18 protein-coding genes and 3 pseudogenes are annotated in these 26,854 nt (G+C 43.6%); 16 read left to right on the plus strand and 5 right to left on the minus strand.

The features are described 5' to 3' along the window. Nucleotide 1: 1 nt before the first annotated feature. The 5 genes and pseudogenes from C5469_RS01955 to C5469_RS01975 all read right to left on the minus strand — a co-directional run bounded on the left by C5469_RS01955 (nt 2) and on the right by C5469_RS01975 (nt 6,830). Entirely contained in the window at nt 2-1,519 is a 1,518-nt protein-coding gene (locus C5469_RS01955; RefSeq protein ID WP_166301533.1) for a DNA methyltransferase, read from the minus strand. Continuing rightward, on the minus strand, nt 1,516-2,781 hold the full coding sequence (locus tag C5469_RS01960; protein WP_166301536.1) for a DNA adenine methylase: 1,266 nt from the start codon (nt 2,779-2,781) through the stop codon (nt 1,516-1,518). Before C5469_RS01960 ends, C5469_RS01955 begins: the two co-directional genes overlap by 4 nt. Before the next feature lie 496 nt (nt 2,782-3,277). Next, nucleotides 3,278-3,964, minus strand: a pseudogene (locus tag C5469_RS01965) (ISAs1 family transposase). Between the two features lie 723 nt (nt 3,965-4,687). Beyond that, a pseudogene (locus C5469_RS01970) lies at nt 4,688-5,711 on the minus strand (IS110 family RNA-guided transposase). A gap of 105 nt (nt 5,712-5,816) precedes the next feature. Further along, a pseudogene (locus C5469_RS01975) lies at nt 5,817-6,830 on the minus strand (IS630 family transposase). A gap of 1,047 nt (nt 6,831-7,877) precedes the next feature. Between C5469_RS01975 and C5469_RS01980 the strand changes: the two are divergent. From C5469_RS01980 to C5469_RS02055, 16 genes are all read left to right on the plus strand, one after another. Then, nucleotides 7,878-9,308: a gamma-aminobutyraldehyde dehydrogenase gene (locus C5469_RS01980; protein ID WP_166301539.1), complete on the plus strand. Its 1,431-nt coding sequence runs from the start codon at nt 7,878-7,880 to the stop codon at nt 9,306-9,308. Between the two features lie 15 nt (nt 9,309-9,323). Next, nucleotides 9,324-10,097, plus strand: coding sequence for a nuclear transport factor 2 family protein (locus tag C5469_RS01985; RefSeq protein ID WP_166301542.1), 774 nt, complete (start codon nt 9,324-9,326; stop codon nt 10,095-10,097). A 52-nt stretch (nt 10,098-10,149) separates the two neighbouring features. Continuing rightward, complete coding sequence (locus tag C5469_RS01990) at nt 10,150-10,905, plus strand: FadR/GntR family transcriptional regulator (RefSeq protein ID WP_166301545.1); 756 nt, start codon at nt 10,150-10,152, stop codon at nt 10,903-10,905. 35 nt (nt 10,906-10,940) lie between these two features. After that, the gene (locus tag C5469_RS01995; RefSeq protein ID WP_166301548.1) at nt 10,941-11,681 is read left to right on the plus strand and encodes a cache domain-containing protein; all 741 of its coding nucleotides are present in this window, start codon (nt 10,941-10,943) and stop codon (nt 11,679-11,681) included. 36 nt (nt 11,682-11,717) lie between these two features. After that, nucleotides 11,718-12,995 carry a 4-aminobutyrate--2-oxoglutarate transaminase gene (locus C5469_RS02000; RefSeq protein ID WP_166301551.1) on the plus strand — a complete coding sequence of 426 codons (1,278 nt, stop codon included), beginning with the start codon at nt 11,718-11,720 and terminating at the stop codon, nt 12,993-12,995. A 122-nt stretch (nt 12,996-13,117) separates the two neighbouring features. Next, nucleotides 13,118-13,504, plus strand: a complete 387-nt coding sequence (locus C5469_RS02005) for a DUF805 domain-containing protein (protein WP_166301700.1) — start codon at nt 13,118-13,120, stop codon at nt 13,502-13,504. A 39-nt stretch (nt 13,505-13,543) separates the two neighbouring features. Beyond that, entirely contained in the window at nt 13,544-15,085 is a 1,542-nt protein-coding gene (locus C5469_RS02010) for an NAD(P)/FAD-dependent oxidoreductase (RefSeq protein WP_166301554.1), read from the plus strand. Between the two features lie 730 nt (nt 15,086-15,815). Next, nucleotides 15,816-17,249, plus strand: a complete 1,434-nt coding sequence (locus C5469_RS02015; protein ID WP_166301557.1) for an FAD-dependent oxidoreductase — start codon at nt 15,816-15,818, stop codon at nt 17,247-17,249. Next, a complete protein-coding gene (locus C5469_RS02020) occupies nt 17,246-18,097 on the plus strand; it encodes a HemK/PrmC family methyltransferase (RefSeq protein WP_166301560.1) in 852 nt (283 codons plus the stop codon). Before C5469_RS02015 ends, C5469_RS02020 begins: the two co-directional genes overlap by 4 nt. A gap of 24 nt (nt 18,098-18,121) precedes the next feature. Further along, nucleotides 18,122-19,396, plus strand: a complete 1,275-nt coding sequence (locus C5469_RS02025; RefSeq protein ID WP_166301563.1) for an 8-amino-7-oxononanoate synthase family protein — start codon at nt 18,122-18,124, stop codon at nt 19,394-19,396. A 63-nt stretch (nt 19,397-19,459) separates the two neighbouring features. Further along, entirely contained in the window at nt 19,460-19,801 is a 342-nt protein-coding gene (locus C5469_RS02030) for a chorismate mutase (RefSeq protein ID WP_207628629.1), read from the plus strand. Next, a complete protein-coding gene (pabB, locus tag C5469_RS02035; RefSeq protein ID WP_166301566.1) occupies nt 19,782-21,857 on the plus strand; it encodes an aminodeoxychorismate synthase component I in 2,076 nt (691 codons plus the stop codon). Before C5469_RS02030 ends, pabB begins: the two co-directional genes overlap by 20 nt. Next, entirely contained in the window at nt 21,850-22,722 is an 873-nt protein-coding gene (locus C5469_RS02040) for a prephenate dehydrogenase dimerization domain-containing protein (protein WP_166301569.1), read from the plus strand. Before pabB ends, C5469_RS02040 begins: the two co-directional genes overlap by 8 nt. A 21-nt stretch (nt 22,723-22,743) precedes the next feature. Next, nucleotides 22,744-24,276, plus strand: coding sequence for an MFS transporter (locus C5469_RS02045; protein ID WP_166301572.1), 1,533 nt, complete (start codon nt 22,744-22,746; stop codon nt 24,274-24,276). 776 nt (nt 24,277-25,052) lie between these two features. Continuing rightward, the gene (locus tag C5469_RS02050) at nt 25,053-26,288 is read left to right on the plus strand and encodes a hypothetical protein (protein WP_166301575.1); all 1,236 of its coding nucleotides are present in this window, start codon (nt 25,053-25,055) and stop codon (nt 26,286-26,288) included. 128 nt (nt 26,289-26,416) lie between these two features. After that, on the plus strand, nt 26,417-26,578 hold the full coding sequence (locus C5469_RS02055; protein WP_166301578.1) for a hypothetical protein: 162 nt from the start codon (nt 26,417-26,419) through the stop codon (nt 26,576-26,578). The last annotated feature ends 276 nt before the right edge of the window (nt 26,579-26,854 follow it).

Consider the following 26,854-nt stretch of genomic DNA (forward strand, 5'->3'; position numbering starts at 1 on the left):
ATTAGATAATCCTTGATATGTCTTTAATATTCCAACAGTCAAGATCCATAATATTGCTTTGTAGATACGTTTTCATAAAATTTGAAAATTTATTAAAATAAGAAACATCCTTCGGTAAGGTATCCAATATATCTTGCATCGTTAATAATGGTAATTCTATACCATCATTCAGCCTCTTTTTACATACAATAATAAGATCGCCATCAAGTGTTTTACCTGGGCTCGTAACGGTTTTCATCGAGCGTCTTTGCTTGCAAATTGGAACAACTTCCTCAACTACACATGATGCTGCTTTTATTGCTGACTTAATTGCATTCCAATGATTAAGATTCTTATCAACATAAAAGAAAATAAAGTAACCACCGTTCTTCAAGCTCTCTAATGTAGATATCAATGTTTCTCTCATTCTGTCTTCATATTGCTCAGAATCAGAACCTCTTCCAACAGCATTAGTTTTTACAATTTCATGCTCCCACAATGAGCGTGTTGTCTTACCAGATACAATACTCCAAAAAAGTTCAGAATACTCCAAATATGGCGCATGATCTGCATAAGGTGGATCCGTAAGAATGAGATCTACAGGTTGCGTAATCATTGAATTAACAACACTTGCTGGCAACTGAAAAATAGACGCATCCTCGGGTTTATGTATTTCTTGACTAACCCATTCAAACATATCTAAGAATGCACGTTTTCTTCTATGTAAAGCAACAATAGGATTACGAGAAGTCAATGTTTGTTTTGGCCGCCAATAAGGCCACTGAGAACTAGCCTTTTTATCACTTAAGCGCAACATTGGTAGCAATGAAGATAAAAAAATCGTCAATAATTCTTTAGTATCTGATGAAATAGAAGGTTGTTGAATATATCTCAAAGCATAATTGATAAAATCAATGTTACGGCGAGTAAAAAAATGTGACGCATTAACACCAGAATGAACGGCAATTCTTGTATTTTCAGTAAATTCTATATTTGAAAAATCTAATGGTTCTGATACTGAAGATGCAGAGGGGGAATAATAATAATGTGCACTATGATACTCTCTAGGCTTACCTTTCAGGGATCTATTATTTATAGGCTTAATCTTATGAGAGAACAATTTTAGCTCAAACTCTCCATTCGAGTACTGCCCTTTGACCTCATAAGTTTCACGTTCAACACATTCATTGTTCCCGATATTATAAAGTGCTATTGCATACTCCGCTAGCACATTATACGCAGATAGAAATTCTTCTTTGCGTTCCGTTTTATTATTTGCAGAACCTAGAATAGCGTTAACAAGTAAACAAGCCAGTGGGTTAAGATCAGAACCTATTATACGACGTCTTCGTTTTAATGCTCCAAATACAGAAGTACCAGAGCCCATGAAAGGATCAAGAATTAAATCCCCCTCATTGCTGAACTGTTCAATAAGTAGCTCAATAACATTTATTGGCTTCCTAGCCCAATATGGATGAATTAGTCCTGCCGGATAGTCATGTTGAGGTTGAATATCCTCTAAAATATCTGCGAGTTTCATTTGATATCAAACTTCAATAAATATTCAGTTACAGATTTATGCCTCGATTGCCCTTGCCCTGTATGTACAAGATTAAATTCATCAATAATTAATGGTATTTTGTATGTTTCAGATAATTCTTTAAAAAAGGATAAATCAACTATAGAAGAACAGGCATAGCTAATCACCAATTTTGCTCGTTTAGATATTGATTGCTTCAAAAGAACCTCAAATGCACTTTTTGCGGTTGAACGCTTTCCAAATGGAGAAACCAAGCGCCCCTCACGATATCGTCCAACAGTTGTTTTTCCTAAAACTTTATTAAAAGTTAATTCCGGATAATCATAAATAATATACGTATCAAGAACATGATAATAACGAGAATAATGCTCTTTAAAATATGGGGGATCTGCATATATAATCATATCTTTATATTGAGGCAATATTTTAAGAGCTTGCCTAAAATCCAAATTATATACATCAGCATCTTGAATGAAAGGCTTAGAAGAAATCGAATTTAAGCGCTTTATTGTTTCATTAATTAAACTTTTTTTTCTCTTTTTTAATAAATTATATGCTGATTTTTCTGATGATGGCTTTAAATATTGAGCTAAGTGAGTTGTGCTTGATACACAATCTGTCATCACTGAAATAATGCAAGCATCAAGTTGATCTCTAATATTTTCGGATAACTCAAAACTTAATTCTTTTAAAAAATCCAGTTCAGCACACTGCCTAACACCAAAATAAGTATTGCGGTAATATGCTAGAAATAATGTCCATGGTTTTTCTTTGCTCAAACGATTAGCTTCAGCTCTAGTACCATCGATAAGTACCGTATTATTGCAAAAATACTCATACTCTTTCCAGTTAAAATTTTCTTCAAACGCCTTGTTAAAAAAATCATCTTCAACTAGGAAATCTTGCAAATATTCCTCTCTATTCTTAGAAAACAATTCACTATTAGTAATTTTTTCTAAACGCAAAATTAAAGGCCGCATATTATCTGATGTTTTTTTTAGAAGAGAACGTAGAATGCAAGCTGAATATGGTTGAATGTCATTCGCAATTACTCGATAACCAAGATGAGAAGCTTGATAAGCAACAACCCCTGAACCCGAAAATAGGTCAACAAATGTATTGACTTCAGGGAAACTTTGTTTAATAGAATCAAAGATATTGTCAACTATTCTCGATTTTCCACCAAGATATTGCATAGTTAACGGCATGTTAGCCTTACTAAAAACTGGTTTATATTTGTTACTATTATCTTGTTGTGTCATCTAATTGCCATATTGTACTTATATGATGATGAATCTGAGCGTTAGACGATATGCAACGTCACTTTAAAGCTGTTGAATTAAAGAGCATCATCTATAGATAAAAACTAAAAAAAACAATACATAGAAAAAGATCCATATTATACACTTTTCATTGATATGCTACACCAAAAATTAAGAAAAACTAGCGTAAAACTCTCAGCAATGAACATAGCTATAAGCAAGATCAAATTTCCATCAGCTATACCTTTAGCAATATTGGCTTTGCAGGTCGTGTCGTAGTCCGATGTTTGACTTAACCAAAATCTAAAGTTTTAACCAGCGGTTGCACCTAGAGCATTATTATCGACAACAGTTCTTGTATGAAATCTATTGGCAGCTAAACCAGTGGTTATTAGTTATTTGCGAAATCTATAGCGCCGTTTTTCTAAAACCCATGTACCGGTTCCACATATAGGTCCAGCAAGTACTCAGAGTGAGATTCCACTTTGCTCATAATTCAACCAAAGATAAGTTCACTGCGAAATTCTCCTGACCACGCTGCTCTCCGGCGTTTTGATGCCTGATTTTTTTTAGTCTTTGAGCATGTTTAATGCAATCCGGTTAAATAACGCCATATGAGCCGTCCCATCTGGGTCTTTCAGGGATAATTCATCTTCCCGAAAGGTGACATCTAGTGTCCAGTGCAGTTCATTTTCGATCCCCCAGTGCTGCCTAATTGCTTTTGCTGCTGCTTCAGTATCCAACGGTAATGGACTCATATACTCGCGTGAATCACAATAGGTTTCTCCTTTTACTCTTCTTTCGAAGGCCACTTCTATCAAACTGTGTATCGATGGCCAGCGGCGTTGAAATGTCTCAGGGAGCTCGGAGCTGATTTGCATCACAGTACGTTGTTCTGTACGACTGTGTCCCTGATTTTTCTCGGTAACCCAATGAGTTCATCACTATCAATGGCCTTGATAATATTCGTAATACAGTGTCGGCGGGGAATGCCGTGAGTAAAAGCGGCATGCTGTTTAAGCCACTTTAATTGTCACTCGCCAAATTTCTGAATGGATTTCCAGCCAGAAGCACCACTTAGAACAGCTGCAAAGACCAGAAAAATCACATCCATTAATTCATGTTTTTTATTGATGCCATCGCACGGGTCAGGGATATCATTGATATAATTAAAAATGGTCATCGTCAAAATCACTTTTTATGAAATAGGATGATCAGATCATTTTAATGATGAAGAGGTCCATAAAAAGTAAGATTCCACGCTGGTCAGTAAATAACCTGATAATGTAAAGATATCCTTTTATGTTTTTTCAGATAATCAACCTTTTCTCAGGATTTAAGTTTTGCTTAATTAACCCGTTTTACTAATTTTTTTATTGCATTATTTTGATGATTTGTTTTGTAAAATGATGCCGAAAAAGTACATTAATATCATCCTATTATATAAAATCTTTAATCTTTAATCTTTAATCTTTAATCTTTAATCTTTCTGTATTTTCACTTTTAAATGATCATGGTAGGTTAAATCAACGTAAAATAAAAGGAGTTTGAAATTATTAAAAAAGAGAAATGCAAGTAAAAAGAGAAAGTGAATAATGTTAAAAAGATGAAGGGTTTAAGCTTGTAAAACGATTATCATTCCGGGTTTTCTTATTTTTTAATTAAAAATTTATCTAAATAACTATATGGACACTGATTCAATTCAAGTAGGTGAGTAAATTTTTCTGACAACGTAGTCGCAAACATATATTCGGCTTCAATGAGCCCTGATGAAAATCCGCACTCTCTGCCCTCATTATTTCAACAGTCTCGATAGACTGAGCTATTTACCAGGTTCACAGAGAGTCGGTTCGACCTGTCAGTACATCAACTTATGGACTTCTACATCATTTACATCATGGGTAACTCATCGTGGTTCATAACTCGATTGTTGGCTGACCAGAGCCCAGGCTATTCGGGCATTTTTATTTGCCAGGGCAACTGCCGCTTTATTGAGCCCGCTGCAGGCTATCACGCCTTTTAACCCGCGTTGTAATCCATTACATTGTTCGTCAGGGATTTTTTGCACCCGATAAACAACTGGAACGGGTACCATGAATCAGTATTCCTCGCAAATAGCCATCCCTGCGTTTCGTGATACCCAATAACCTGACTTTGCCACCACTACTGTGTTCTCTTGGAACCCGCCCCAGATAACTGGCAAAATGGCGGCCATTTTTGAAATCCGTACTATCTCCCAGCGCTATCATCAAAGCGGATGCCCCCAGTGGAGCAATACCCGGTAGCGTCAGTAGACAGCGAATATCTTCTTCTTGTGCATTCAAATGGTTGAGGTGTTTATCCAGCACTTTCAGACGCTGCTGCTGTTCTTTGAGTTCAAGCAAGAGTTCCTGAAATAATTCACGGCTCAACGGGGTCAGGTCATTTTCCGCGTTTTCCAGATGCTCAGGCAAACATTGCTCAACCTTGTGAGCGCTTTCGGGTATAGCAATGCCATATTCTAAGCCCAATCCCCGTATTTGATTAATCAGCGCCGTTCTGTTTTTCATTAGCCGTTGGCGAACACGATGCAAACACTGAATATCCTGTTGTTCCTGTGTTTTTTCCGGCACATAACGCATCCCCGGACGACTGTCTGCTTCCACAATAGCCACGGCATCATTTTTATCATTCTTGCTGCCCATTCTGAATGGGGCGACATATTGGGGGCTGATTTGCTTCACCTCATGACCACAGCGTTTAAATTGTCGGCTCCAGTAATTTGGGCTGCCACAAGCCTCCATCACTATTTTAGAAGGGGGTTGTTGAGCAATGAATGTCGTCAGTTTATCGCGCGTTACCACGGTATTTTTAATCATTTTTCCGAGCGGAGACGCAATATGTAATTGAAACACTCGCTTTGCCAGATCAATTCCGATAACTTGTTCCATTGACACCTCTTTATATTTTTGCTGATGTATTCAGCATGGCTCACTGAAGCCGTTTTGGGGAGGTGTCCATTTCATTATTTCATAATTATGATACACCCTCTCTTTTTACTCTCTGTTAGTCCTGTAGGAGAATGAATTCAAAAACGTTTTCACTTTTTCAAGCAACTGCCACATATACTGACAGCAATGATTTCGTGTCACCGTTTCATGCAGGGATTGCCACAGGCGCTCAATTTTATTCAGCCAGGGGGAATAAACAGGTAAAAACAATAGATTAAATTTAGGAGGATGGGCCAGCCAATTACTGACCTTCCGGCTTTTGTGAATACTATAATTATCTAAAATCAACGTGAGGGTCTCAGCGTGACAATATTGGTGATCAAGTTCTTCCAATACATTGATAAATAATCGAGAATTTTTATTTAACCCGCCAATATAAGTGATTTTCCCTGTTTGAACATTCAAGCAACCCGCAAGGTAATGTTTTTGATTTTTTCCTGGTGTCACTATACGTTTTTGCTACCCTTTTAAATACCAGTCAGAGCCGATTTTTGGATTTAGCTCGATATCGACTTCATCTTCATAAAAAACGGGATGTTTTTCCGAGTACGTTGACAACGCCTTGGTAATTTTCGCCATTTTTTCAGGGTATTCGGGATCGGGTAATTTAAGCGTTGGGACTGCTCTTCGCCAAACGATACTCATTTTGTGTAAGTAACGATAGAAGGTGCTGATGGATAATTTTATATTTAATAATGCATTGATTTTAATTATAAAAAGTTCAAGACTACAACGAGAACGCAGGCAACCTAATTGTTGGGGAGAATGTTGCAATAAAAAAGATAGCAAAGGATAAAGTGGGATTAAATTCCAGACCGTGGGTCTGCCCGCAGGTAGGCTTTTCAAACCTTCCAGGACATATAAAGTAAACCAATTTATCCAGCGATTGATGGAAGAACGACCGGCACAAAGGGTTCTGGCGACTTGTGAGACAGAGTCACCTCGATGTAGCATCAACATGGCCATGAGTCTGCGTGCAGAATTTTTATCTCGGGTGCTCTGGATAATTTTTTTCATCTGGCGTCGTTCATTGCGGAGTATCAGTGCTATGACAGGCATAACTCAGTCCGTTTAGTGGTTTGGGATTTTTTGCAATTGATCAGATCGCAAAAACTGGGCTGAGTTCCCTCTAAGTGATCTACTATTTTGAAAAGTTATTTATACCCTGTAAAAAAGGATAAATAAGAATATGAAATAGGTTAATAAAACAATATATTTAAAGAATTAACCGGTTTTAATTACGTTTTCAACTTGGGATTAAACTTCCCCATCAGCTAGTTAAATAATTATTCATGAAAAATCAGAATAACAAAATCCGAAAATAAATGACTTAACCGAATAAGAACCAGATTACTTTTGGCATTATTGTGTTGCATTTGTTATTAAATGCTGTGATACATTAAATACGTCTGTTTAAACTTGTTTTATACCCTTCACCTTTCAAGCTGCTGCTTTGTTGGCTGCGTTCACTTGCCGCCGCCCTGCAACTTGAAATCTATTGGGTATATACTGTTTTAATCCGTCCTATAGCGTGGCTTTTTTACGGTTTTATGTAAATCATGCCTTTTTTTATACCTTTAGTGTGATTTAACGCTTAAATACTCATCTAATCATTATCAGCTTTCTAGCTCATTAATCCGAGAGAATTTTCACTGTTATTGATGTAATAAATCGTGATTAAATGAGTTTGCCGATTTATTTAAACATCATTTAAATAGACATGGTTGAATGGGATTAAGTGAAAATCTAGAATCACATAACGAGCTTATTTTAATAAATAAACGCTTTTATTTTAATAACCCTCATCTTTTCAAAATGACATTGATTAAGAACCTATCCCATTAGGGCTATTTTATTTGCCGTTCTTTGTAATAGAGACTGAACCCGTTGGTTTGTCCATTTTCCCGGTCCGTAAAATCTGAAATCCTCGATCCTGTTCATAGATCGGCATATTTTCCTAAGCAGGAGTGCCGAAAGTTACATTTATGTATCTGATTGCTCTTTTGTTTTTTTACTTTATTGTTACAAATTTGACATTGATTTAACCATTTAATATATTAAATTATAGGTTATATTTTATGTTATCCAATCCATCAGGAGGTAACCATGACGGTGCCAATGCTCAGGCATTTCATTAATGGTCAGTATGTTGAATCTAAAAGTTCCGAATATTTTGATCTGGTAAGCCCGGTCACTGGTGAAGCTTATGCGCGTTCTCCTAACGCGACTGCGGCGGATGTTGATGAAGCGTATGCATCAGCTAAAGAGGCGTTCAAGATCTGGGGGGGCAGCACCCCGTCAGCCCGTCAGCAGGCATTGCTGGCATTAGCCAATGCAGTGGAAAAAAACGCTGAACGTCTGATCGAAGTGCAAAGCCGCAATACGGGGCAGCTCAAGCATATGATTGCCTCTGAGGAAATTGCGACGTCAGTGGATCATATCCGTTTCTTCGCTGGTGCCGCCCGTTTTCTGGAAGGCAAAGCTACTGCTGAATATCTTCCTAATATGACGACCAGCATCCGGCGCGAACCACTAGGCGTGGTGGGTCAAGTTACGCCGTGGAATTACCCACTGATGATGGCCGTATGGAAGATAGCGCCTGCGCTGGCTGCGGGCAATACTGTGGTACTCAAACCGAGCGATACCACGCCGGAAAGTACTCTGTTACTGGCTGAATTGGCCAATCCGTTCTTCCCTGCCGGTGTATTCAACGTGGTGTTGGGTAATGCCAAAGCGGGTGCCTTGGTCGTTTCACACAAAACGCCAGCTATGGTTGCCATCACGGGTTCCGTGCGTGCAGGCTTGCAGGTTGCCTCTTCGGCGGCGACTAATCTCACCAGAACACATTTGGAGCTAGGGGGCAAAGCACCAGTGGTTGTTTTCGCCGATGCAGATATGGATAAAGCAGTGGAGACCATTGTTACTGCGGGGTTCTTTAACGCTGGTCAGGATTGTACAGCAGCCTCGCGTGTGCTGGTGCATGAATCTGTTTACGATACCTTCGTTGCCAAACTGGTGGCGGCAGCTAAAGTCACCCGCTTTGGTGATCCGGAAGATGAAGAGGCGCTGTATGGACCGCTCAATAATATTCGTCAGCTGGAGCAGGTCAAAAGGTTCATTGCATGTCTGCCCGCTTATGCCCGTATCGAAACAGGAGGCCGTCAGGCCGAACGTTTGGGTTATTACTTTGAACCTACGGTAATTACCGGCTTGGAACAGCACGACGAAGCAATCCAGACCGAGATTTTCGGCCCGGTTATCACGGTGCAGAAGTTCCTCGATGAACAGGATGCCATAGAGAAAGCTAACGATGTGAAATACGGACTGGCCTCCAGTGTCTGGACCCGCGACCATGGCCGCGCGTTGCGCCTGTCACGTGAACTCGATTTCGGTACTGTCTGGATTAACACCCATATTCCTCTTACGGCAGAGGCGCCGCACGGTGGTTTCAAGAGCTCCGGATATGGTAAAGATCTGTCGGTTTATGGCTTCGATGAATATACGCGTATCAAACACGTGATGAGTTCCAACGACTGACACAGGACATCCGTAATGATTCAGAATAGATCTCCACGCGATCTAGTGTCGCGCGCGCACCACGAGCTGTTTACTGACCGTGATGTAGGGGCGCTTGAGCGTTGTTTTTCGCCGCATTTCATCGAACATTCCCCGTTGGTCAAAGAGGGTCTTGCCGGATTACGTGAGCTGGTCTGCACACATCCTGAACTGCACCACGAAACGTATCGTGTATTGCAGGATGGTGATCTGGTCGCTATCCACGGTCGTTTTATGGGGTTAGACGACCGGCCGTTGGTCGGTTTCGATCTGTACCGGGTTGCCGACGGCTTAATCGTGGAGCATTGGGACGGCCTGGTACCACAGGCCGCACCCAACGCCAGTGGCCGGACTCAGTTAGACGGCCCGACTGAAGCAGGTCATAGCCATAACCGGGAGAAGAATCGCGAACTGGTGGTCAACTTTTTTACACGTACCCTGATCGAGGGTTACTACGAAGAGTTTGGGAACTACACCAATGGTGAATTGTTTCGCCAGCACAGCCCCGATATTCCCGATGGTACGGCGGCAGTCATCTCGTTTCTTAAGCAACTCAGGGATGAAGGGCAGGGTCTGCATTACACTAAAATTCACCGTACGGTAGCCGATGGGCAATTTGTTCTGACCCATTCGGAGGGGAGTATTGCCGGAGCGCGTCACAGCTATTTCGAGCTATGGCGCATTGAGAACGGTAAAGTGGCTGAGCTTTGGGATGCTATCACCCCGGTCCCGGAGGATGCGAAAGCGCTGCATCGCCACGGTATTTTTTAGTGTCGTTTGCAGACATGTCGGAATCCGTGTTTTTTCAATCAGGAATTAAAGAATGATGGCATATTCCATCGTCTACGCACAGCTCGATCAGGCCACCCGGACCGAACAGGTTGTGGAACGTTTAAGTAACGCGATCATCTCTGGGGTATTACAGACCGATGAGCAGTTGCCTAATGAAAACGAGCTGTCGCGTTTGTTGGGTGTATCGCCAGTAACGGTACGTGATGCTCTGAATACGCTGCGCACCAGGCAGTTGATCGATACCCGGCGAGGACGTCATGGCGGTAGTTTCGTATGTCAGGTTCCCGTTGAGATAATGCGGAAATATCATCCGTTGCGGTTGATGGCTTCAGGCGAGCTAGCGGATTTCAGCGAATTTCACTGTGCAGTGATCGGCCATAGCGCGAGGCTTGCGGCGCAACGCTCAACGCCGGGTGAACTGGAGATGCTTGGGCAGTTGATTGACAGTTTTGCGGCCGCGACGCAACCAGATGCTCGTATACAGGCAGATATGCGTTGCCTGTTAACCCTGGCATCCCAAGCGCAGTCGGCGAGGCTTGCTAACCAGGAGCTGGAGATTCAGGCCGAATGGACGCCTTTGGTGGCGCTTCTGTACCGGGAGGCTGCTGTACACCGCGAAGTTGTTACCTCCTGGCGTTCACTTTTAGACGTTCTACATAAGGCTGACGACTTCGCCTGTTATCAGCTGGCGCAGAGAATGATTGCCCGAATTACCGACCACCTGCTTGAATGCAAATTGCGCATGGATACCGATGCGCCGTTCTTGCAGAAACCCGCCCGCGAGTAACGCGGCTGCATTCATCTCAGGAAAGGAAGTGGCATATGTACAACAACATACATGCAGAACGGGCCAGGAACATCCTAGACGATATCCTGACCTCGGCACAGAGGGCTACCGCAGCCTTGGCAGAGGCGACGGCGCGTATTTTATCGCAGATGCCTTTACATTATACGGAAGGTGCCCGCTTAACGCGGGAGCAGCGCGCTGCATTGCAAAAACATATCCACGATGTACTGCATGACAACGCTTGGTGTAACGGGGCGGGGTTTGCCAGTTATGTGTCAATGAAGACGGCTGGGGAGGAGGGAGGCTACTGGACGTTGGAGTGGTGGCGTCAGGAAGGGAGCACCATTCAACAGGCACAACTGGAACATAATCAGGAGCAGTGCAGGCGTCTGGACTTCCGGTTGTTTGACTGGTTCCGGCAGCCGGCAAGTTGCCATCTTCCCTTTATCGACGGTCCTTATGTGGATTATGTCTGCAACGGAGCCTACACGATTACAATAGCTCACCCGGTACTCATCGGTGAGGATTTTGTCGGCGTTGCGGCGGCAGATATGCTGGTTTCAACGCTGGATCGGTTACTTCTACCCGCTCTGGGAGCCATTGGTAAGCCAGTACTGGTTATTAATGACGATGCGCGGGTCGTGACCTCGACAGTGCCGGGAGTGCGTTCCGGTTCACTATGGAAGTGTCAGGACGTTAATCAGTCAGCCGATGGTGAAGTACCTTCACTGCGTTTGGTGATCCTACCGTCATTACATCGGGAGTCTGCCTGCTGAAGCCCACTTATTCAGATTGCGGAGGAATTTTCATTTATGACTGAATCTATGTTAGCCAAAAGACGCAGCGCGGCTATTGCGAAAGGCGTGGGCGTGACCACTCAAGTCTATGCGGAGCGGGCGGAAAACGCTGAAATTTGGGATGTTCAGGGGCAACGTTATATTGATTTTGCCGCCGGTATCGCCGTGGTAAATACCGGGCACCGCCATCCGCGTGTCATCGCGGCAGCCAGAGAACAACTGGAACAGTTTACCCACACTTGTCATCAGGTAGTGCCCTACGAAAATTATGTGGCGCTGGCCGAACGTCTGAACCGCCTGGTGCCTGGTAATTTTGCGAAGAAGACCGTCTTTGTCACTACCGGGGCCGAGGCGGTGGAAAATGCTGTGAAGATCGCGCGCGCCGCTACCGGGCGCAGTGGCGTGGTAGCTTTCAGCGGTGCTTTCCATGGTCGTACCTTCCTCGGTATGTCATTAACTGGCAAAGTTGCACCGTACAAAATGGGGTTCGGCCCGCTAGTTAGCGATATTTATCGTGTTCCGTTTCCGGTTGGGCTGCATGGCATTAGCGTGGAACAGACGCTGAATGCGCTGGATAATCTCTTTAAAGCCGACATTGATCCCACGCGCGTCGCTGCCATCATCATCGAACCGGTACAGGGCGAAGGTGGTTTCTATCCTGCGCCTACCGAGCTGCTCAAAGCCCTGCGTGAGATCGCCGATTGCCACGGTATTGTACTTATCGCCGATGAGATCCAGACCGGTTTCGCGCGTACGGGTAAACTGTTTGCCATGGAGCATCATGAGGTGGCTGCCGATCTGACCACTATGGCGAAAGGTCTGGCGGGTGGTTTGCCGCTGGCGGCTGTGACGGGACGTGCAGAGTTGATGGACGCTGTAGTGCCTGGTGGTCTGGGGGGAACCTATGGTGGTAACCCAGTGGCAATTGCGGCTGCCCATGCGGTGTTGGATGTGATCGAAGAGGAGAAGCTGAATGAGCGGGCGACGCAGCTGGGAGACCAGCTAAAACAGCGTCTGCATGAACTGCGACCGCGTGTCCCGCAGATCGCCGACGTGCGTGGGCTTGGGCTGATGATTGCGGCAGAGTTTAACCGTGCGGACAGTCAGGAACCCGATGCCAGCTTTACCAACGCGGTATGTCAGAAAGCGTTGGAGCGTGGTCTGATCCTGCTGATGTGTGGTGTACACGGCAATGTGATACGTTTCCTTCCGCCGCTGACCATACAAAATAATGTTTTTGACGAAGCACTCAACATTCTGGAGTCTGTGCTGCTCGATCTGGCTGAACCGTAAAGGGGGAGGGGCGTAATGACTGGGAGTTTGCGCGTGCGCTGACTGAATGGGTGCAGACCTTACGGGTTGGTAATGCGCAGGGCGGCAGGGTAGAACCTGCTGCTTCACAAGAGAGGACAACAATGCACTGGTATTTAAATGTATTAAAGAACTATGCATGTTTCAGGGGGCGAGCCCGGCGTAAAGAGTTCTGGTATTTCGTTCTGTTCCAGATTCTGGCTGTATTTATTATCTCTTTCCTTGAAAACTACTTTGCTGTTGCCAATCCTGAAGTTTATATGGGCTGGTTCAGCGCCGTCTATCTGCTGCTCACGTTTTTGCCCGCGCTAGCAGTGAATGCCCGCCGCCTGCATGACATCAACTGTAGCGCTTGGTGGTTACTGCTGCATCTCATTCCGTTTATCGGCACCATTATCCTGCTGATTCTCGCCGGTCTGAAAGGGAGCTCTGGCAGCAATAAATACAGCTCAGAGAGCCGGATTCACTTACAGGGAAACGCCCCGGACTAGGCCTGCGGGTGATTTCAAGATCACGACAGGAGTGCTGAAATGACAATGAACAGGAGAGACTTTATCTCTATCGCCGCGACGCTCGCGGGGGCAGGAGTACTTTCATCCGTACTTCCTTCCTTCTCCCTACTCGCCCGGACTTTAACTGCGGCCGATGTTTCTGCCGTCAATGTTGATAAGCTCTGGCCGATACTGTTGGAGGATGCGCAGCACAGAGCCAGCCGGTTGAGGTTGGACCCGCGTATCTGGAACTGGCATAAAGACGCTGCTGCTGACGCCATGCCAGCCAACTATTATGAAGCTTCTCTGGCTGACTGGCCCGCTTTTGGAAGTCTGCCTGGAGACCAGAACTGCGAGGTTGTGGTCATCGGCGGTGGATTGCTGGGTGCTTCCACTGCATTGCATCTTGCGGAAGCGGGCGTGGACGTGATTTTGGTTGAAAAGGATAACATTGGTTCAGGCGCTTCTGGTCGCAACGGAGGACAGATGACCCCCGGACTCGCTCGCTGGGAAGCTGAAACCATGCTGGAAAAACTTTCATCCGATGAGGCTAAACGCTTATGGCGTTTTGCGTCTGTTGAAGCGATGAATCTCGTGGATGAACTCCGTGAGCGTTACAATTTCGAATGTGACCGCAAATATGGTCATATCACTGTTGCGGTGCACGCAGGCCACATGGGGACGCTGGTGGCTAATGCCGATGCCCGGCGCCGTCTGGGCGATACGGCGGTGAAGGTTATTGGACCGCACGAACTACAGGAAGAGTATGTGCGGTCGGGTATCTACCATGGAGCAAATATCGACAGTATCAGCGGGCAGGTCCAGTCTCTGGCACTGTTGCGTGGCTTGGTTTATGGTTTCGCCAGACTGGGTGGGCGAATTTATGACAGCACGAAAGTGAAGGGCATCAGGCAGGAGGCTGGTAGCACAGTGGTAGAAACTGAGTGGGGGGTTATCAGGGCGAGTAAAGCCGTGGTGCTGGGTGTGCATGGCTCCACGGGTGAGTTTATCTCCGGCCCTTCCACCACGGTGCCTTTTTTTACCTACGTGTCGGTAACACCGCCGTTGCCAGTGGATGTCAAAGAGCTGATCCCGTCAGATATGCCGGTCTACGATACACAGTTACAGGTTGACTACTATCGTGCGGTGCGTAACAACCGCCTGCTGTTCGGTGGACAGGGTACTGGCAACTCTTGGTCACCGCGTGATGTGAACAACTATCTGCTTGAGCGTATCAGAACCGTGTTCCCGCAGCTGGAAAAAATCGAACTAGAATATTCCTGGGGTGGGATCAGCGATCTGACCCTGAACGGTGCAACCGATGCCCGTAAGAGCGGCGACAGTGTACCCGTGTATATGGTACATGGCTGGAACGGTCATGGACTGGCGCAGACGGTGCGCATTGGCAAAGCTATCAGCGACGATCTTACTAGACGCAACGACGACTTTACCATGCTTACTTGCATTGACCACGCGAGTATCCCGCTGGGTTCCTATCTCTCTCCGGTCGTCATTCCGTTGGTTAAGGGTGCTCTGGGAGTGATAAGCACGTTTAATCCGGCAGAGATAATTTCGTTCTGAGCAAGAGGGACGGGGTTTTTCCTTAACTTCTCTAATTTAGCGATATCAATAATCACCAATATAATAGTCATTATTGGTATAATAACATATGTCGATTTTTTTATATATTTTGGTGAAAATTGATGGCAAATATAAATTTAAAAAAACACCTTTCTTGAGGATTTTTGTTTTTTTATTGAAGAATAAAAGACATTTAGAATATTGTTCCCCGTAACAATTTAAGTATAAATTGTTTTTATTTTATATTGAAAGCATTTATATGATTTTTTTATTTATAATATAAGAATAAATTTATTTGACAGTTTTGTATTTGATGACTATTGTTCTCTCCTGATTTGCAAATTTTATTTCCAACCTAATAGTATCATTTTGTTATTATTACTATTAAATTTAAATGATATTTTTGTGAAATAATTTAACTTGTTGTTTTTGTTTGTTTTTTATATTGTAAATTTGTTTAAGTTAATTTTTATGGGTGATTGTATTTATTTGATAATAAATTGAAACTGTTTCTAATGTGACAATTTTTTATTGCATGTTTGTTTTTAAATTCAGCATAGAACTGAGTGTGATTCGTCATTTTAATTGCTGATGAACACAAGATTATTTTTTTACTATTGATGTAAAGCTGTAAAAATATCCCCAATGTAAGAGGGGGGTAATTATTTGTCCGTCGTTGTTGACAAAATATTTTAAATAAACTGGCCGTAGGCCATACAGGAGTAAATAAGTGAAATACGACTTTATTGTCGTTGGTTCAGGGGCAATTGCAGGTTCAATCGCCTATGAGCTGGCAAGCAGAAATTCTTCCGTTTGTCGGGTTGGCGAAACTGATAGAACTAATGCTGCCTCTAAAGCCGCAGGTGCGATGAATGGTTGTTTTGGCGAAATTACCAGTGGTTTATTAGCGAGTGAACACGGTAAGTTAAAATTGAATATGGATTGTATCTCCAAGGAGCTTTGGCCGGCTTGGGCGCAGCGGTTAGCGGACTCTTCCGGTGATACAAGGTCGCTGTCCACCGCCAAAGGGACTCATGTGATACTCAACACTGCCGGGATGGAAGGCGTTGACACGATCAATTATGAAGCTATCGAACAAACCTTGATCGATTATGCGGCTCCTTATGAAACCGTTGATCCGCGTGAAATTCAGTGGTTAAAGCCTAACGACTTGGTACGTCCGCTTCGTGCCTTGTATATCCCTGATGAACATGCCTTGGACTCGCATTTATTACTGGAAAAGCTGGATGCTGCATTTGTTGCTGAAGGTGGTGTCCTTAAAGACGAGAATGTTAAATGTGTGCTGATTGAGGATGGTGTAGCTACCGGTGTTGAATTGTTAAGTGGTGAGCGTTTAATGGCGGATAAAGTCGTTGTTGCTGCCGGGGCGCATTCGTTAGATCTGTTATCAAATATCCCTTCTGTTGTTCGCCAAATCCCGCCAATCTTTGCCGGCTATGGGGTGTCAATTCTGGTCAGGATGCCAAAAGGCAGAGAATTGCCGACATCAGTCATCCGTACCCCTAACCGGGCCTTTGCCTGTGGTCTGCATTGTGTACCACGTAGTGATGGTGTGCTGTATCTTGGTGCGACTAATATTCTGGCTGAAAAACCACGCAGTCAGGCACTGATTTCTGATGTGCAGTTCTTGTTAGATTGTGCGTTAGATCAGTTGGATATTAACTTACATGATGCTGAGATTCTTTCAATCCAGGTTGGTAACCGGCCAATTCCTGCTGATGGGTTCCCGTTGATTGGTGAATGTGGTGTGAATGGTCTTTGGCTGGCTACCGGTACTTACCGAGACGGCTTACATCAATCGCCATTATTGGCAGATTATATCGCCAATGCTTTGACTGGTGTTGAAAATACGCAAATTAACCTTGATTCCTTCAATCCTGTTCGTCCCCCACTCGTGGGTTTCTCCCGTGAAGTGATGGCTAAAGAGACTGTCCAGCAAATGCTTGCTACAGGTTACGAATATCGCTGGGATATCAAACCCTATTGGTTGCCATTGCTGAATGAAGGTATGACACGTAACTACCAGGATTTGATTGAATCTCTTCATCCACAGTTCACACCACCGCCAGAACTGGTTGCCTTTTCTTATATTTATGAATCGATGCGTGAACGGTTACGTAGTTACTATGAGGCATGGTCATGAGTTTTTCGTTGAAAGATCAGGCTGCTATTGATAAGGCCAGGGAATTACTGTCAGAAGCGGGTGTTTGGGATGTAGAAACCGATCTTGATTGTTTGGTTGACCGCTATCTGGAACGGCGCTGTAAGGATCGTGCTCGTGATGAGTTCATGCTTGCAGTTCATGAGCGCTGTAGCCGTATCCCACTAGGACATATTGTCGGTACTGTGGATTTTGATGGATTACCTCTGATAGTTGGTTCGGGGGTCTTTATTCCGCGTCCTCATAGCCAGATTATTCATAAATGGCTGGAGAATGAATATCAAGTGCCTCAAGGGGCGACGGTTTTGGATTTATGTTCCGGTAGTGGTGCTATCGGTTTAGCCATTGCTAAACGCCGCCCGGATTTAAAGATCACTTGTGTTGAATATGACGATGTCGCTTTCCAATACCTGACACGCAATATCAATCGATTGGCTAGCTGGGCGATTCAAGTCGATGCATTAAAAGCAGATTTACGGGATTGGCAGGCATTTTCTCAGTTTGACGAATCGGTAGAGTTAATTGTTGCGAATCCACCTTATGTTCCAGAACAGCAGACAATATTACCGGAGTGGGAGGAACATCATCCTTATACTTCGGTGTATTCAGGGGATGATGGGCTTGATCTAACGCGATTGATTATCAAACAAGCTAACCAGCTACTGCAATCAAATGGTTGGCTGGTCATCGAACATGGTGAAAGTCAAGAGGAGATGGTCAGAGCATTATTTTCAGACGCAGGCTTTTACTTGATACGAACAATTATCGATGAAGATATTTCTGACACAACAGGCAGTTCGGTAATCACTGTAAGTTGTAAGCTCATTTGAAATTAGACAGTTGAGGTCTGGATAATGAATGTAAAACACAAGCAGGACTGGATGACAATTCGCCGGTCACGGACAACTGGCACCTTAGCGCAAGCTATCGAAGAAGGTTTAACTAGTTTCACTGTAGTAGAACGTCAAGGTAAACAAATTACTACAGAAGAAAGAAAAGTTTTTACTGAATTTGTTTCTTGTTCTTATCTGGGGTTGGAGCATCATCCTGCTTTAATCGAAGCAGCAAATCAGGCAATGGCTAAGACAGGGATACATTTGTCATCATCCCGTGGTGCTATGCGCCCGCAATATTTGGGTCAATTGGAGAAACTGCTGGAAGAAATTTATCTGGGTGGTTCCGTTGCTGTGTTTACTTCCACCAGTAACGTTCACCTTGGTGTATTACCGTTATTGGGTAGTGGCTCTCTCCCTAATTATCCACTTACTCGGCCTGCACATTGGTTAATGGATAAAACTGCTCATGCATCTATGCAAGTATTACGCGGTATTCTTGAACAATTTGGACCGGTATCACGGGTTGATAGTGCTGATGAGCAGTCGATACAGCAAGCTTTGCAGAACTGTGAGGAGAGTCAGCGTACACCTATTTTGCTGATTGATGGCATTGGTTCAATGAATGGTTTGATCCCCGTTGCAGAATTAACCCGAAAATTGGCTGCTGCTGGAGGCTATGTCTATGTAGACGATGCCCATGGTATTTCCATTGTGGGGCGTCATGGTGCGGGTTATGCTTTTGCAGCACTTGACCATATTTTGCCACCTAATCTCATACTTGCAGGTTCGTTATCCAAAGCATTTGGTGGTGCTGGTGGTTTTGTGGTTGTTGCGGGTGCCGATGATGTTGAAGTTATTAGTACCTTAGCCAATCCTTTGGTTTTTGGTCATTCGATTATGGTGCCGATGTTGGCAGCTAACGTTGCCTCAGCAAAACTTCATCTTAGCCTGGAAATAGAAATACGGCAGGAGCAGCTATGGAAAAACATTAATTTGTTTGATTCTTTGATGAATAACAGTTTGATGAATGCTGGCGTGCAATCCCCTGTTCGTGGCGCTTTATTTGAAAATGAAGCAGAAGGGCTTGAAGCGGCTCGTTTGTTGCGTGACAACGGTATCTTATTGTTCCCTGTATTTTATCCACTTGTCCCGGATGGTAATGCAATGTTGCGTTTTGCCTTCTCCAGTGAACATAGAGTGGGTGAGATTAGGCATTTGGCAAATACCTTGCTCGAAATACGGGAGAAAGGGTTAAATTGGGTGGAGCCACAGGCCGTCGTTCCACAGGTCTAAGTGACACATAGATTTATCAATAAAAAAGATGATCGCAATGAACTTGTGACGAAGAGCAAAGATATGACTCAATCAATAATAAGTAAGCAGGACATATTGCAACCTCACAGGGAATCTCTGGATGTGATTAATATGCAGATTCTAGCGCTGCTTTCTGAACGGATGAAGATCTGTATGAAAATCGCTGAAATAAAAGCGGAGCAGGATATTCCGATGATGCAGCCGCAACGCATTACCTCGTTATTGGCTATGTTGAAGGATAAGTCAACGGATTTTGGGTTACGGCCTGAATATACTGAATTAATATTTCAACTGGTTATCGAAGAAACCTGCTATCAAGAAGAAAAGCTGATTGATCAGTTATTACGTGAGAAAAAAAATAATAATGAAAATATTGCTCATTGATAATTATGACTCCTTTACGCAAAACATTGCTCAATATCTATATGAAGTTACCGGAAGTGTACCGGTTGTAGTCACCAACTCCTTGACCTATGAGGAGTTAGCGATAGACGATTATGATGCGGTAGTTCTTTCGCCGGGACCTGGGCATCCGGCTGAAAACAGCGATTTTGGTGTCTGTGCTGAAGTCATTGCACGTACCAAAGTTCCATTATTGGGTATTTGTCTCGGTCATCAGGGAATTAGCCTGGCATTTGGTGGCTCTGTAGAACATGCCCCCAATCCGGTACATGGTTATCGCAGTCGTATCAGGAATACCGGAGAGGGATTATTCCGCGGTTTGCCTGAACAGTTTGAAGTGGTTAGATATCACTCGCTGGTATGTACCCGACTTCCTGACAACCTAAAATGTACTGCCTGGACGGATGATGGTTTAATCATGGCAATTGAGCATACCCAAAAACCTATTTGGGGTGTTCAATTTCATCCTGAGTCGATTGACTCTGAGTATGGGCGTGAGCTATTGGGTAATTTCGTTCACATAGCTAAGACATATAAAGAGAAGAACGAACAGGAAGCCATCGCTCAGAATAAGCGCTTCTCTGTCAATGAAGCTTATCTTGCGGTAGGAGGAAGCGAGCATTTTAACCTGAATTACCGTGAGTGTAAGGGGATAGTCGATCCTGAATCGCTATTCATCCATCGTTACGGCAACGATACGCATGCTTTCTGGCTTGACAGTGAAAACTCTGACAGACCCAATGCACGTTTCTCAATCATGGGGAGTGGTAATGAACAGGGCGCTATCCGGCTTGAATACAGTGTACAAACTGAGAATTTGCGTCTGGTTGGTCCTGATGGGGAGGCGATTATCCAGGGTGATTTTTTCTCGCTGATGTCTGAACTGCTGGGTTTTGTGGAAATTTCAACAGCAAAACCAATGCCATTTGTATTTAAAGGTGGCTTTGTCGGTTATTTGGGGTATGAATTAAAGGCGTTAACAATTGGTAGCAGCAAATATCATTCAGAACAGCCTGATGCCAGTTTAATATTTACTCCGCATTTCTTTGTGTTTGATCACCAGCAGAATAAGCTTTATGAGTGCCTTATCACACCGGTAGGGCAACCACAAAATTGGCCACCGGAACTTTTAGTGACAACTGCAAAAAACACTGGTAAAGCCATACCCAACTTTATTCCTGGTGCTGTAGATCAGAATAAGATTTGTCTGGAATATGATGCTCAGAAGTATATAGATGGAATCCATAAATCACTGCAATACATCAGAGATGGCGAGTCTTATGAAATCTGTCTGACGAATAGGGCAAAGATGGCTTATTCAGGGCACTCATTGGACGCTTATCGGCGGATGCGTAATGCCAGTCCTGTACCTTATGGCGCATATCTGACATGTGGGGATTTTTCTGTACTCAGTGCATCACCGGAGACGTTTTTACGCATTGATGAAACCAGAAGTATTGAATCCAGACCGATTAAGGGCACCCGGCCTCGAGGAAAAACGGAGGCAGATGATCAACATCTTCAGCTGGAATTGAGTCAATCAGCTAAGGATAGAGCTGAAAATCTGATGATTGTTGACTTAGTGCGCCATGACCTTAATCAGGTGTGTCGCCCCGGTAGTGTGCATGTACCTGAATTGTTTAAAGTTGAGAGCTTCTCTTCTGTACATCAATTGGTTTCGACAATACGCGGTGAATTATGTGATGAAACTTCATCAATGGAGGCTATCCGGGCATGTTTCCCGGGTGGATCAATGACCGGCGCGCCGAAGAAGCGCACGATGGAAATTATTGACACTTTGGAGTCATCGGCACGCGGTGTCTACTCCGGTGCGCTTGGCTGGTTATCTTTCAGTGGTGAAGTGGAATTAAGCATTGTGATACGGACGGCTGTGTTACATCAAGAATGTGCTGAATTTGGCATAGGAGGTGCAATTGTTGCTCATTCTGATCCTTATGGCGAATTTGAAGAAACATTGGTAAAGGCCAGTGTGCCCTATTTCAGTTTTAGTCATATGGCGGAGGAAGTGTGTGAGTAACCATAAAGTCGTCATTCTTGGTGGGCAAGGCGCTATTGGTTCTTTATTAGGGCGTCTTTTTACTCACTTCGGTTGTGTAGTATACAGTGTTGATAAACGAACGCAGGGAGTGCGTTCTAATTGCTATCAGGTTGATATCTTAAATCCGGCTGCGGATTCTGGAGACGTTTTTAATCAGGCAAAGGCAGTCGTCTTTGCCTTACCGGAAGCCGTTGCAGTACAGGCTTTGCCTTGGGTATTGTCGGCTGTTGGTGATGATGTACAGATCGTATCAACGTGTTCTGTTCAGGTCCCATTCTATTCTGCATTGAGAGCTGCTGCCCCTGGGCAGCCTTTCATTGGTGTTAACCCGATGTTCTCGCCATCCTTGCCGGAGCAAAAAAGGCCAGTTGCAGTCATTCTTGATAACTGTCATGTTAGTGAGCATTGGATTGAGCGGGTATTGATGCAGGCTGACATGCGCATCAGTAGAATGACGCCGGAGGAACACGATCGGGTTATGGCGCTTTGTCAGGCTTTGCCCCATGCCGCGATTCTGATTTTTGGCCTGGTGCTGGCAAAAAGCCCGTTAGATATGTGTACCTTGGCGACTATTGCACCGCCACCTATGCGTACAATGTTAGCGCTATTATCAAGGATCTTGCGCAATCCAATAGAAGTGTACTGGGACGTTCAATATGAAAATCCGATGGCTGCCGAACCTCGTCAAGAGTTAATGCATGCCATACAACAGTTAGATGCAATAGTGCAGGCTGGCGATCAAACTGAATTTGGCGATAACCTCAGACACATTGCACAACAACTGGGGGAACAGCTCGATATTAGTGCTGCTGATTGTCAGCATATTTTTTCAACGCTTGAATGATATAGAAAAGGAGTTGAGGGGATGTCATTAAATAGAGTTGCTGAGGCTAACGGGCGGGCAGGACTCAGAAGTTGGTTGGGATTACTGATATTGATGTTGCCAGTATTATTGGTGACTGTGGACAATACGATCTTAAGCTTTGCTTTGCCAAAAATTGCTGAAGCTCTGGGACCTAGTGCAAGTCAGCAATTATGGATAATTGATGCTTATTCATTGGTATTGGCGGGGTTGTTGGTATCAATGGGGAGTATTGGTGATCGTGTAGGCCATCGTTCATTGCTGTTATTTGGATCTTTGGGATTTACCGTTGTTTCAGTGTTAACAGCGCTGTCAACTTCACCCGAACAATTGATTGGAGGGCGAGCCGTACTAGGATTTTTTGGTGCGATGCTGATGCCTTCAACTTTGGCTTTAATCAGCACTCTTTTTGAGGATCGTGAACAGCGTCGACTAGCCGTCGCTATTTGGGCGACAACATTAACTGTTGGTTCAGCATTAGGTCCTGTCATTGGGGGTGTTTTATTACAATTCTTTGATTGGAATTCAATTTTTCTATTGGCGGTACCGGTATTAGTGCCATTGTTGATCTTCGGACCTATGTTGTTGCCAGAGTCCGATAAAAAGCAGACTGGCATTATCGATGCGTATAGCGTTCTGTTATCGATCATTGCTCTGGTTGGTATTGTTTACGCGATTAAACATCTTGCCAGTGACGGGTTTGAAATAAGTGTGGTACTGGAACTGTCGGTTGGTCTCGTGGCTGGCGTGTTATTTGTTCGCCGGCAGCGGAGTTTGTCTGTCCCGCTGATGGATCTTTCTCTGTTCCGCAATGGTGTGTTTACCGGTTCGATTATGGTCAACTTATTGAGTTTGGCCTTGCTGGTTGGCTTTGTCTTTTTTGCCACTCAGGTTCTACAAATCGTGTTGGGAATGAAACCGATTTCAGCCAGTCTGGCACTGGTTCCTGGACAAATAATGGCGATTGTTATTGGTATGGCAATAGTGCCCGTTGCTCAACGGATGCCTGCTTACTACCTAGTGCCGCTTTTACTGAGTTTTGCTGGAGCTGCATTTCTGCTGGTTGCCAGTATCGGTAGCGATTTAACCACTCTGATTATTGCTTTCGCATTATTAAATGTTGGAGTGGGTGCAATTGCTTCGGTGTCCAACGATCTGGTGCTTTCGGCAGTGCCATCGTCTAAAGCAGGGGCTGCATCGGCCATAAGTGAAACCGCTTATGAAGTTGGTGTTGTACTTGGCACGACCATCATAGGTGGATTGGTAACAGCCTTCTATCGTGTCACTCTGCAATTGCCAGATGGGATCTCTCAGGAGCAGAGTGGATTAGCGTTAGAGACTCTGGCCGGTGCTTACGTCGTAGCGAGTTCATTAGCTGAGGCGGAAGGGCAGCAACTGATAGCGACAGCCGCAGAATCATTCACCAGCGCTATTCATATGATGAGTTGGATGACGGCGGTATTGACTGCAGGCGTGGTATTGCTCGCCTGGCGTTTGTTGAAATCCCCGCAGAAAGCTCAAGTGCTTGAATATTGATAGTCTTATATACTGATAGTCTTATGTGCAGCCGTCGGCAACGGCTGCACCGCGTTATGCGGATTATTAATCTGCATTGTTATCTCTCAGCTACTGGGTGACTTCATTAAGACTATTTTATTTACTTTTTGTCGGTCATTTAAGAATTTCTTTGTAGAATTAATTTTTTAAAAATTGAAGGTTGTGCGTAAAAAGATCTTCTTATAGATAAGAATTATTTCCCACTCTTTATTTAAATTACATTCATAATTTTATTGTTAAATAATATCTATAGGTTCCTGTCTGGTCGTTGTTTTTGAAAAATACAATCATACTTATTGTTTTTTATTTTTATTTTTATCTCTAATAATACTTAATGAGATAAATATAAAGTTGAAGTATTTAATCAGCATACATTAAAAGGTCGTGATGTATCACAGGAATATTCTCTTTAATTAATGAAAAAAGTGGGAAATTACATTAATATTTTAAATTGTATGATTTAAATGTTGCATCAAATCGCTTTCTATAAAGTGAATTAATACTTACCTAATTGATTCTCATGGGAATTATTTTTCTGGCATATCCGTTGCTGAATCGCTTATATCTTTTGCCAGAAAAAATCGATGTCTCCGCTATGGCTAATCTGGTAATTAGCCAGGAGCAATATTCTGGCTATTAGCAATTTAGTGTCACAATCGGTAGTGATAGTAGTTGATACTTTGGAATTTGACCAAATGGACAGCTGATATATGAAGTTATCTTAAACGTATAAACTTAAACTCAGGAGAATTCCCGTGGATAAAATAAGAATGGTTGCTGAAACTTTGGCAGTATTACATCATCATCACCACCTAGCTGGTATAGAACGGCAGCCAAAGCAACTTAAGACTTTGGATTTTGACGACAAGGTCATATTTTCTAACGATCCGAAGACCGCGACTGTGCCACCGGCATTTTTTACGGTACAAACCATACAGGAGCTTAAGGCACTCGGCGGTGTACCTGACAGTGAGTATGGCCCTGGCAAAATGGAACCCCATCATCCGTTACCGGAGCCATTTTCTGCTGAACGACTGGCAAATGTCTCGGGTAATCATATTGATTTGTGCAAAGCTTTTAGAGCCTATATCTATAGTGATTCTGCTTTAGTCAAAGATTATGAAGAAATTCTTAATGCTAAGCGATTCCCGATGAAGGTTGCGTTATACAGTGGCGAGAAAATGACTGTTGCCTCCGATAATCCATTGGTTGTTGAAGATAAAGATGATTATGGCGAACCGGTTGTTTTGGTGTATGACGAGATAATCATTGAACCGGGAGGTCAAATTATCTACCGCACTAATGGTCGGATCGAAGCTAACACGATTGTAGGTAATGGAAGTGATCAGAAACCGAACATTATCAGTAAAGGTGATGATGGAGGTGATGGTTTTGATGGTGAAACAGGATGTTATGGGTCTAATGGCGGAGATGGTGTTGCGGGTATAGAAAATAAATACGGCTGTGCTGTTGAGTCCACAGCAGGTTCTGATGCAACTGGCGGCTCTTCAGGAGGATTGGGAGTAGGGGGCGGAGAGGGTGGAAATGCAAATGACATAGTTATTCATGTTCAACTTGTTACTGGGTCAGTAAATGTGGAATCAATAGGTGGCAAGGGTGGAAATGGAGGGAATGGTGGAAATGGAGGGAATGGTGGAATAGGGGGCAATGGAGGTAATAAGACAGGCAAATCTAGTGCAGGACGTGCGGGAAATGGGGGTAATGGTGGAGATGGAGGAGACGCGGGTAATGGAGGGAAAGGTGGAGACAGTGGTAATGTATATATTAATTTCCTTGGCGGTCAGCCAGTGATTAATGCTCAGTCATATAGAGGTAATGGTGGTAATGGAGGGAAAGGTGGAGACGGTGGAAAAGGTGGAGTTGGTAACAGTAGTCAACCAGGCGTATCTGGTCGAGATGGTATTGATGGCAAATCGGGAGGGGCGGGTGTAGCGGGCAAGATATATATTAACGGTAATGTACAGAATTAATCTCTGGGGGCACAATAATCAGATTGGTTTGAACGACTATAATTGAGCTGACGATTTGGTGTCGATGGGTAAGTATAATAATTTGACAAATGATTAATCGGAGTAAGAAATATCGATATGAATCGGCAGTGGGTCAGATAGCCCATGAAGTTGGAAACTTCTTTCGACAGGGCCGGGGAGTCGTCACCATGCCAAATTGCCGATTTGCCCGTATTGAACTACTTGTTCGTGTTGAACGACAAGATGTGCAGCTATTTTCAATGGCTGCACTGTATCATGATAATTATTGATCCGGTTCTATTGTCTGATTCAGTTATTTTGATTGTTTATTTCATTAGGACTATTTTACCGTTGTTTTTGTCGGTTATTTAAACGTGTATTGGTAAAAAATCTTCTTATTGTAAAGAAGAATTATTTTCCACTCTTAATTTAGATTATGCTCATAATTTTATTATTTTTATTTGTGTTTTCTAATAATACCTCATGAGATAAATATAAAGTTGAAATTTTTAATTAGTATCTATTAAAAGGTAGTGATGTATCACAGAAATATTTTCCATAATTAA

This window comes from Photorhabdus cinerea (assembly GCF_011189575.1).
In the GTDB taxonomy this organism is placed as follows: Bacteria; Pseudomonadota; Gammaproteobacteria; order Enterobacterales; family Enterobacteriaceae; genus Photorhabdus; species Photorhabdus cinerea.

Bases quoted from the DNA above. Each gene is read 5' to 3' on its own strand.
- C5469_RS01955 (WP_166301533.1), bottom strand. From the start codon at position 1,519: ATGAAACTCGCAGATATTTTAGAGGATATTCAACCTCAACATGACTAT.
- C5469_RS01960 (WP_166301536.1), bottom strand. From the start codon at position 2,781: ATGACACAACAAGATAATAGTAACAAATATAAACCAGTTTTTAGTAAG.
- C5469_RS01980 (WP_166301539.1), top strand. From the start codon at position 7,878: ATGACGGTGCCAATGCTCAGGCATTTCATTAATGGTCAGTATGTTGAA.
- C5469_RS01985 (WP_166301542.1), top strand. From the start codon at position 9,324: ATGATTCAGAATAGATCTCCACGCGATCTAGTGTCGCGCGCGCACCAC.
- C5469_RS01990 (WP_166301545.1), top strand. From the start codon at position 10,150: ATGATGGCATATTCCATCGTCTACGCACAGCTCGATCAGGCCACCCGG.
- C5469_RS01995 (WP_166301548.1), top strand. From the start codon at position 10,941: ATGTACAACAACATACATGCAGAACGGGCCAGGAACATCCTAGACGAT.
- C5469_RS02000 (WP_166301551.1), top strand. From the start codon at position 11,718: ATGACTGAATCTATGTTAGCCAAAAGACGCAGCGCGGCTATTGCGAAA.
- C5469_RS02005 (WP_166301700.1), top strand. From the start codon at position 13,118: ATGCACTGGTATTTAAATGTATTAAAGAACTATGCATGTTTCAGGGGG.
- C5469_RS02010 (WP_166301554.1), top strand. From the start codon at position 13,544: ATGACAATGAACAGGAGAGACTTTATCTCTATCGCCGCGACGCTCGCG.
- C5469_RS02020 (WP_166301560.1), top strand. From the start codon at position 17,246: ATGAGTTTTTCGTTGAAAGATCAGGCTGCTATTGATAAGGCCAGGGAA.
- C5469_RS02025 (WP_166301563.1), top strand. From the start codon at position 18,122: ATGAATGTAAAACACAAGCAGGACTGGATGACAATTCGCCGGTCACGG.
- C5469_RS02030 (WP_207628629.1), top strand. From the start codon at position 19,460: ATGACTCAATCAATAATAAGTAAGCAGGACATATTGCAACCTCACAGG.
- pabB (WP_166301566.1), top strand. From the start codon at position 19,782: ATGAAAATATTGCTCATTGATAATTATGACTCCTTTACGCAAAACATT.
- C5469_RS02045 (WP_166301572.1), top strand. From the start codon at position 22,744: ATGTCATTAAATAGAGTTGCTGAGGCTAACGGGCGGGCAGGACTCAGA.